Raw genomic sequence first — 7455 nt, forward strand, 5'->3', positions numbered from 1 at the left:
TTACAGTGGGGGCTTCCCAACATCACTGTTGGGCATTACTCCCCTACGCCACTTATCTAGGCTCATTGCCCCCGACAGTACGACTTGAGAGTCAATTTCTTGCTTTTCCAGAGTCCCTGGATACGTTTCTATTCCTCGATTACACAGTTCTTGGGCTGAAGCAATGTCTCTGTCACATTCATAGAAACATTCTGGACAGGAATGTATTCTATCCCCCAACTCTTTTCTCACTTCAATGCGACAGTTAGGGCAGATTTGACTCGCTCCTTTGTGGTCAACCTCGGCAACAAATTTGCCGCGCATCCAACCAACATATTTGAGTATGGATCTAAACTGCCCGAACGCTGCATCGATTGTATGCTTGCCTAAAAACCCTTTTGCCATCACGCGAAAATCTATATCTTCGACGAATATAGAATCAGCCATGTCGCATAGTTTGTGGGCAAGCTTGAACTGATAATCTTTGCGTTTGAAATGAATGCGATTGTGTTGCTTATCTATTCTTTTACGGGCTTTCTCGTAGTTCTTAGAACGCTTTACTTTTTTCGACAGTCTGCGTTGTAGCACTTTCAGCCGACGATGCTCTGTCTTGAAAAATTTGCGCCCTGGTTCTACGAAACCATCGCTAGTAGCTAAGTAGTTGAGCAATCCCACATCCACACCGATACAATGACCGTGGGGTAGAGGTTGCGGTATTTCTACATCAGATGAAATAGAAACAATCGCAAACCAACCCATTGCCTTTTTGACTATCCTTACCTGTTTGACAATAAAGCCATCAGGTATAGGTCTATGCAAATTTATTTGCACCTTTCCTAACTTAGGCAAGCTGATCTGCCATCCAGTTATCGGATTAGTCTTGAATTGAGGAAAAAGTATGGACTTCATTTGCCCGTACTTCTTGAACCTCGGAAATCCATAACCCCGCTTCTGAAAAAAATCCCAAGCGTCATGCATCCTTCTGATGTTGGTTTGCAACACTTGAGAAGGTACTGCGGCAAGGCGAGGAAATAATTTCTTAGCTTTAGGGAGATTGTTTTGCTGCTGATGATATCCAGGAAAAGGATAGTCGGCGGGCATAATATATTCCGACTCTAAACTACACCTATCGTAAGGACATTTTCTCGAAGCTATCCAATCCTTCAACTCCCGCAACGCATAGTTGTAGGAAAGCCGACAAGTCTCTAGCCATTCGTTTAGAACAGCTTGCTGGTCTAAGTCGGGATAGATCCTAAAAGTGTAGTTCAGTCTCAGCATACAAACACTCTACCATAGCTTAGTGTTTGTGGTAAACTACTTGGCAGTAAAGATATTGCCCGCGATTCATCTCACCACCTACCTCTTCAAGGTCAGGCGGGAGACTTCTCGCGCAACAGGTTAAAATTTGTTACATCCTGGGGCAGAAATGGGACAGGGTGTTTCCCCATCCCCTATTGTCAGAGGAAGTCTTAAAAGATGGGTCAAGCTCAATGTACAAGCCCTTCCTGGAACATTTAGAAAGCGAATTATTTAACAGATTCGATTTATGCGATCGCGCAATCCCTGCGGGGCTGGAGTATAAGGTAAGCGATCGCGGCAAAAATCCAGCAACAATCCAAAGCTGGTGCTACAAGTGTCCAGAATTGAGGAAAATTCGCTATACCTACATTGATGCGGGGGCTAGCGCCCAAATTCTCAACAGCGTCATTTACCCCAGCCATCATTACGACTTACCGCTGTTGGGAGTAGACTTTCTCTCGTTCGGGAAAGTCAAAAATCTGGTAGTGCTAGACTTTCAGCCTTTGTTTCAGGATGAAGCGTATCAGCGCCAGTACATCGAACCACTGCAATCGCTGCACGCTAAATACCCGGATCTGGCACAAGGCTTGGAGATGAAATTTTACGATGCGAATCAGTATTTCTCCAAATATCTGCTGTTTGCCAAGACTGATGCCGAAACTGTTGCGACGCGCCTATTTGCAGCGTTTAAGGACTATTTGAATTTGTACTGGCAACTGTTAGATGAGGCGAAACCCCTCACAGATCCAGAAGACATTCAGCGCATCGTCAAAGCCCAAAAAGACTACGACCAGTATAGTGCGGAGCGCGATCCGGCAAGTGGACTGTTCAGCAGTTACTTCGGTCATGAATGGGCAGAACGCTTTCTCTATGAGTTTTTGTTTGAAGATGCGATGCCGTTAGCAGTCAGTGCTGGCAAAAAGTAGTTATGGTCGTTTGGTCATTGGTAATAGCTAATTGCTAATTGCTAATCGCTACTTGTTGCTGCCATTACCTATTACCAATTACCCATTACCAATTACCCATTACCTATGACTCTATATCAACCGTTTTTGGATTATGCGACGTCTTATATGCGATCGCGCTTAGACCTGGGTTCCTATCCCATCCCAGAAGGGTTCGAGTACAAAAGCGCGATTACAGGCAAGGGCAAGCATCAGGAGGAAGTCGTCACCACCAGTCATGGTTTTACTGCACCGAAATTGCGACAGATTCGGGCAGCTCACGTCCAGGGTGGTCAATCCCTCCAAGTTCTCAATTTCGTCATTTTTCCCCAACTGAACTACGATCTGCCATTTTTTGGGGCAGATCTGGTAACTTTGCCGGGAGGACACTTAATTGCCCTGGATATGCAACCTTTGTTCCGGGACGATCCGGATTATCAGGCAAAATACACTACGCCGATTTTGCCCATCTTCCAAGCATATCAGCCGCATCTACCTTGGGGCGGAGATTTCCCAGAAGAAGCCCGCCCTTTTTTCTCCCCTGCGTTCCTTTGGACTCGCCCCCAGGAAACAACTGTGGTGGAAACCCACGTGTTCGCGGCGTTTAAGGATTACCTCAAGGCATATTTGGATTTTGTCGAACAGGCAGAACCCGTGACGGATGCTCAATCCCTGGCAGCCATCGAGCAGGCGCAACTGCGCTACCTGCGCTATCGGGCGGAGAAAGACCCCGCACGGGGCATGTTCAGGCGTTTCTACGGGGAAGAGTGGACAGAGGAATACATTCACGGCTTTCTGTTTGACCTGGAGCGAAAGCTGGCAGAATGCAGTTTGTCTTGAAGAGACAAAAGAGAGCAACGGAAGACGCTCCTGACGCTCCTGACGCTCCTGACGCTCCTGACGCTCCTGACATGGGACGCTCCTGACACGGGGACAAGAAGAATGTTTCAACAAGTCTCTCCGCGTCACCCCGTCACCGCGTCAGGAGCGTCTTCTTCCCCCGCGTCACCGCGTCACCGCGTCAGGAGCGTCTTCTTCCCCCGCTCTCCCTTGTCCCCTTGTCCCCGCGTCGCCCGTCATCTTGTTAACTTTGGCTTTGCGAATTAATTGAGCGATCGTGCGAGATAAGGAGAGTCCCGCTTCTTCGGCGAGCTTCTCCAGCTTCTCCCTTTCCAGGTCATCCAATGAAACGTTTAGCCTACTTTTCTTCTTTGGCACGGTGCAAAAGTGATGTAACTGTGGTACCTATTGCCAAGCTTAAAAGCTCGACAGCATCTGGTTTGTTACCGTTTGTAACAAAACATTGTTAATAATTCGTAACGAACAAAACGCACCTTCTCATTGTATAAAGAATGTGGAAAGGCAAAAGAGACGGATGCGCGCAAGCTCAACGATTGTTCTGCGAGACTTGTGAGCGCCTCAACCTCAGTTGGAGGTGTTATCAGATTGGTTACAGAATGTTGCAAAGTGAGTAACATTTTGAAACAAGCAAACCTTTCAAAGCTGCCCAGGCAGGCAAAAATCACTTACAACTCAAATCGGTTGTAAGACCAGATCGTAACTCAAACAACCCAATTAGGAGATCAAAAATCATGCTAGATGCATTTGCTAAGGTTGTTTCTCAAGCTGACGCACGGGGTGAATACCTGAGCAACGCTCAACTCGATGCCCTGAGCGCAATGGTTGCAGATGGCAACAAGCGTGCAGATGTTGTGAACCGCATCACCAGCAATTCCTCTGCGATTGTTGCTAATGCAGCTCGCGCTCTGTTTGCAGAACAACCCCAGCTGATCGCTCCTGGCGGCAATGCTTACACCAACCGTCGGATGGCTGCTTGCCTGCGGGACATGGAAATCATCTTACGCTACGTTACCTACGCAATTTTCGCTGGAGATGCTAGCGTACTAGACGATCGTTGCTTGAACGGTCTGAAAGAAACCTACTTGGCGTTGGGAACCCCCGGTGCTTCTGTATCAGTAGGCGTGCAAAAAATGAAAGATGCAGCTGTAGCAATTGCTGGCGACCCCAACGGTATCACCAGAGGCGATTGCAGCGCTCTGATGGCAGAAGTTGCTAGCTACTTCGATCGCGCTGCTTCAGCAGTTGCTTAATCAACTATCGTCATTAGTCGCGGGTCATAAAAGTTACAAATGACCAAAGACAAATGGCAAACTCTGTTTGAACTAAAACTTTGTAAAACAATAGGGAGATACCAAATCAATGAAAACCCCCCTCACTGAAGCAGTTGCAGCCGCCGATTCTCAAGGTCGTTTCTTAAGCAGCACCGAAATCCAAATTGCTTTTGGTCGTTTCCGCCAAGCTAGCGCTAGCTTGGAAGCTGCCAAAGCTCTGACCAGCAAGGCTCAATCTCTGACTGAAGGTGCAGCCAATGCGGTGTACTCAAAGTTCCCCTACACCACCTCGATGCAAGGCGCTAACTACGCTTCTACCGCAACTGGTAAAGCGAAGTGCGTACGCGACATCGGCTACTACCTCCGCATGGTCACCTACTGCTTAGTTGTAGGCGGCACAGGCCCAATGGATGATTATTTGATCTCCGGCTTGGCTGAAATCAACAGCACCTTTGAACTGTCTCCCAGCTGGTATGTTGAAGCTCTCAAGCACATTAAAGCTAACCACGGTCTGAGTGGCGATGCCGCTGTAGAAGCAAACTCCTACATCGACTACGCGATCAACGCTCTGAGCTAACGAATTTAGCTTAGCCTTAGCCCGGTAAGGTGAGCAGCTAAGCGCTGAATAGGCGAGGAGTTGTTCAGCTTACCGGGCAGTTTTATTCAGGAGTAAGTTAGTTAGCCTTGGAAACGTTGTCACGTTGGCAGTTGAAAAGGAAAAGCAAAAATGGCGATTTTAGCGGGAGAAAGACTGGGGATTGCACCGAGCGAAACGTCAGCATCAATAGAACTGACGCCGGAACGCAATTCAGAAGATGTTGATGTGGCGATCCGCGCTGTCTATAAACAGGTATTGGGCAATTCTTACATAATGGAAAGCGAGCGGCTCGTTGTTCCTGAATCCCAACTTAAGCGCGGCGAAATTTCAGTGCGCGAGTTTGTGCGGCAAGTTGCTAAGTCGGATTTTTACCGTTGGCGGTTTGTTAACAATTGCTACCGTTACCGCACGATTGAACTAAACTTCAAGCATCTGCTTGGTCGCGCTCCAAACGACTACAGTGAAATGGTCGCTCACAGCCAAATTTTGGATGCGAGCGGGTTTGAGGCAGATATTGATTCCTACCTTGACAGCGACGAATATCAACAGAATTTTGGTGAAAATATAGTCCCCTACCATCGGGGCTTTCAAACACAAGTTGGTCAGAAAAATGTCGGCTTTAGCCGCATGTTCCAACTGTTCCGGGGCTATTCTAGTAGCGATCGCGGCCAACAACAAAATCAAGGCAAGCTGACGCGGGAAGTAATTCAAAATCTGGCGTCACCGATCTACCCAGCTTCTAGCCGCTCTTTGACTGGCGTTTCGAGTGGTAGCCGTGGCAGCAGTACCTACCGACTGCAAATAATGCAACCACCTTCTGCCAACTCGGCAGTACTCCGACGCGCGACTAGCGAAGTTGTTGTTCCCTTCGAGCAACTGTCTAGCAAGTTGCAGCAACTGAATCGTAAGGGCTTCAAGGTAATGAGCATCACGCTTTCTTAAGCGATGTGCAAATGTCATAGTGCGGTTGTGAGCGATCGCTATTTAACTGCAACGCACAATAAGTAGCGATCGCTAATATCGATTCCGTTTAACTAACCTCGCGGAATTGCCCATCCGCCTGTGCGGTGGGGATGGTGCTTCGAAGGAGGGATCCCCTATCTCTCTTAGCTCAAACGAACTTTTGCGGGATACTTGTATTGGTTCGCAGCCCGCCGATTGAGAGTGAAAGTCAGGCATTGCCGGGACCTCCAAAGTTCGGGAATTGTACTCATAGGATTCAAAGTTCGTTTTGTCAGTAGTACGCCTGGACACGGCGGAAAGGAAACCGCCTGTGGGAGTCGGTCTGCCGGGGAAACAGTCATAGGAATCGATCTAGGTCAGTGGCGTTGATCCAGGAAAGCCCTATCGTGAGGTTGGGAAGCCCCTTCCGCCATGGGTTGGGGAGGATGTCACCATGACTAAGTAAACGGAAGCGATATAACTCATTTGTGAATAACAAGGAGATTTTTTGAATGGCTATTACAGCAGAAGCCTCCCGGCTTGGAACATCTGCTTTTAGCGATGTGTCCCCCGTGGAACTGCGTAGTTTGGCAGATGCCCCGAAAGTGATTGCATCTGTCTATCGTCAGTTGCTGGGCAACGACCATTTAATGGCAGCGGATCGGCTAAAGAGTATTGAATCGCTGCTGGGAAACGGCAAAATTACAGTGCAAGAATTTGTCCGGCAGGTGGCGAAATCGGAACTGTACAAGAAAAAGTTTTTGTACAACTGTTTCCAAACCCGCACCATCGAGTTGAATTATAAGCACTTGTTGGGTAGGGCACCCTATGATGAGTCGGAAATCATCTATCACTTGGACTTGTATCAAAACAAGGGCTACGACGCCGACATTGATTCCTACATTGATTCACCCGAATATCAGGTGAACTTTGGGGAAAATATTGTGCCGTATTATCGCGGATTCAACACTCAAACAGGGCAGAAAACGGTAGGATTTAGCCGCATGTTCCAGCTGTATCGCGGCTATGCAAATAGCGATGGCGCTCAGTTTGGCGGTAACGCTCCCCACCTGGCTACAGAGTTAGGGCGGAATTCTGCAACCCCCGTGTTAGCACCGGGTAGCCCCGGCTTTGGCTATCGTCCCTCCACAAAGGGCAACACACCCAACAGCGCGTTTGGTGGCTCCACCATCTATGGCGATCGCCGTCTATACCGGGTAGAAGTGACTGCCCTGCTGACACCCCAGTATCCGCGCGTGCGCCGCAGCAACAAAGCCGTAGTCATCCCCTACGATCAGCTATCGGATTACATGCAGCGCGTTCAGCGCGAAGGTGGCAAGATTTCCAGCATCACGCCGCTGTAGTCTTTAATAGTTAATGAAGCGAGGCAGAGCCTCTACTACCTCGTACCCAGGCTGGAGCCTGGGTACGAGGTAGGGAGGCTCTGCCTCCGGTGTTAGGGAGGCTCTGCCTCCGGTGTTAGGGAGGCTCTGCCTCCGGTGTTAGGGAGGCTCTGCCTCCGGTGTTAGGGAGGCTCTGCCTCCGGTGTTAGGGAGGCTCT

8 protein-coding genes are annotated in these 7455 nt (G+C 48.8%); 6 read left to right on the plus strand and 2 right to left on the minus strand.

The window, feature by feature from the left end:
• A complete protein-coding gene (locus MiSe_RS33600; protein ID WP_226588306.1) occupies nucleotides 1–1257 on the minus strand; it encodes an RNA-guided endonuclease InsQ/TnpB family protein in 1257 nt (418 codons plus the stop codon).
• Between the two features lie 212 nt (nucleotides 1258–1469).
• Here MiSe_RS33600 and MiSe_RS33605 point away from each other — a divergent pair, with 212 nt between their 5' ends.
• The gene (locus tag MiSe_RS33605; RefSeq protein WP_226588308.1) at nucleotides 1470–2204 is read left to right on the plus strand and encodes a 15,16-dihydrobiliverdin:ferredoxin oxidoreductase; all 735 of its coding nucleotides are present in this window, start codon (nucleotides 1470–1472) and stop codon (nucleotides 2202–2204) included.
• A gap of 105 nt (nucleotides 2205–2309) precedes the next feature.
• Nucleotides 2310–3062: a phycoerythrobilin:ferredoxin oxidoreductase gene (locus MiSe_RS33610; protein ID WP_226588310.1), complete on the plus strand. Its 753-nt coding sequence runs from the start codon at nucleotides 2310–2312 to the stop codon at nucleotides 3060–3062.
• Nucleotides 3063–3227: 165 nt separating this feature from the next.
• On the opposite strand, the gene MiSe_RS33615 is transcribed toward MiSe_RS33610, so the two are convergent.
• A complete protein-coding gene (locus MiSe_RS33615; RefSeq protein ID WP_226588312.1) occupies nucleotides 3228–3440 on the minus strand; it encodes a ribbon-helix-helix domain-containing protein in 213 nt (70 codons plus the stop codon).
• A gap of 374 nt (nucleotides 3441–3814) precedes the next feature.
• On the opposite strand from MiSe_RS33615, the gene cpcB reads away from it, so the two are divergent.
• The 4 genes from cpcB to MiSe_RS33635 all read left to right on the plus strand — a co-directional run bounded on the left by cpcB (nucleotide 3815) and on the right by MiSe_RS33635 (nucleotide 7258).
• A complete protein-coding gene (cpcB, locus tag MiSe_RS33620; RefSeq protein ID WP_226588314.1) occupies nucleotides 3815–4333 on the plus strand; it encodes a C-phycocyanin subunit beta in 519 nt (172 codons plus the stop codon).
• Nucleotides 4334–4442: 109 nt separating this feature from the next.
• Complete coding sequence (gene cpcA / locus MiSe_RS33625) at nucleotides 4443–4931, plus strand: C-phycocyanin subunit alpha (protein ID WP_226588316.1); 489 nt, start codon at nucleotides 4443–4445, stop codon at nucleotides 4929–4931.
• Between the two features lie 150 nt (nucleotides 4932–5081).
• The gene (locus tag MiSe_RS33630) at nucleotides 5082–5894 is read left to right on the plus strand and encodes a phycobilisome rod-core linker polypeptide (RefSeq protein ID WP_226588318.1); all 813 of its coding nucleotides are present in this window, start codon (nucleotides 5082–5084) and stop codon (nucleotides 5892–5894) included.
• A gap of 512 nt (nucleotides 5895–6406) precedes the next feature.
• Nucleotides 6407–7258 (plus strand): phycobilisome linker polypeptide, encoded by an 852-nt coding sequence (locus MiSe_RS33635; RefSeq protein WP_226588320.1) that lies wholly within the window; start codon nucleotides 6407–6409, stop codon nucleotides 7256–7258.
• Nucleotides 7259–7455: the final 197 nt, after the last annotated feature.

Source organism: Microseira wollei NIES-4236 (genome assembly GCF_020521235.1).
Lineage (GTDB): Bacteria > Cyanobacteriota > Cyanobacteriia > Cyanobacteriales > Aerosakkonemataceae > Microseira > Microseira wollei.

Bases quoted from the DNA above. Each gene is read 5' to 3' on its own strand.
- MiSe_RS33600 (WP_226588306.1), bottom strand. From the start codon at position 1,257: ATGCTGAGACTGAACTACACTTTTAGGATCTATCCCGACTTAGACCAG.
- MiSe_RS33605 (WP_226588308.1), top strand. From the start codon at position 1,470: ATGTACAAGCCCTTCCTGGAACATTTAGAAAGCGAATTATTTAACAGA.
- MiSe_RS33610 (WP_226588310.1), top strand. From the start codon at position 2,310: ATGACTCTATATCAACCGTTTTTGGATTATGCGACGTCTTATATGCGA.
- cpcB (WP_226588314.1), top strand. From the start codon at position 3,815: ATGCTAGATGCATTTGCTAAGGTTGTTTCTCAAGCTGACGCACGGGGT.
- cpcA (WP_226588316.1), top strand. From the start codon at position 4,443: ATGAAAACCCCCCTCACTGAAGCAGTTGCAGCCGCCGATTCTCAAGGT.
- MiSe_RS33630 (WP_226588318.1), top strand. From the start codon at position 5,082: ATGGCGATTTTAGCGGGAGAAAGACTGGGGATTGCACCGAGCGAAACG.
- MiSe_RS33635 (WP_226588320.1), top strand. From the start codon at position 6,407: ATGGCTATTACAGCAGAAGCCTCCCGGCTTGGAACATCTGCTTTTAGC.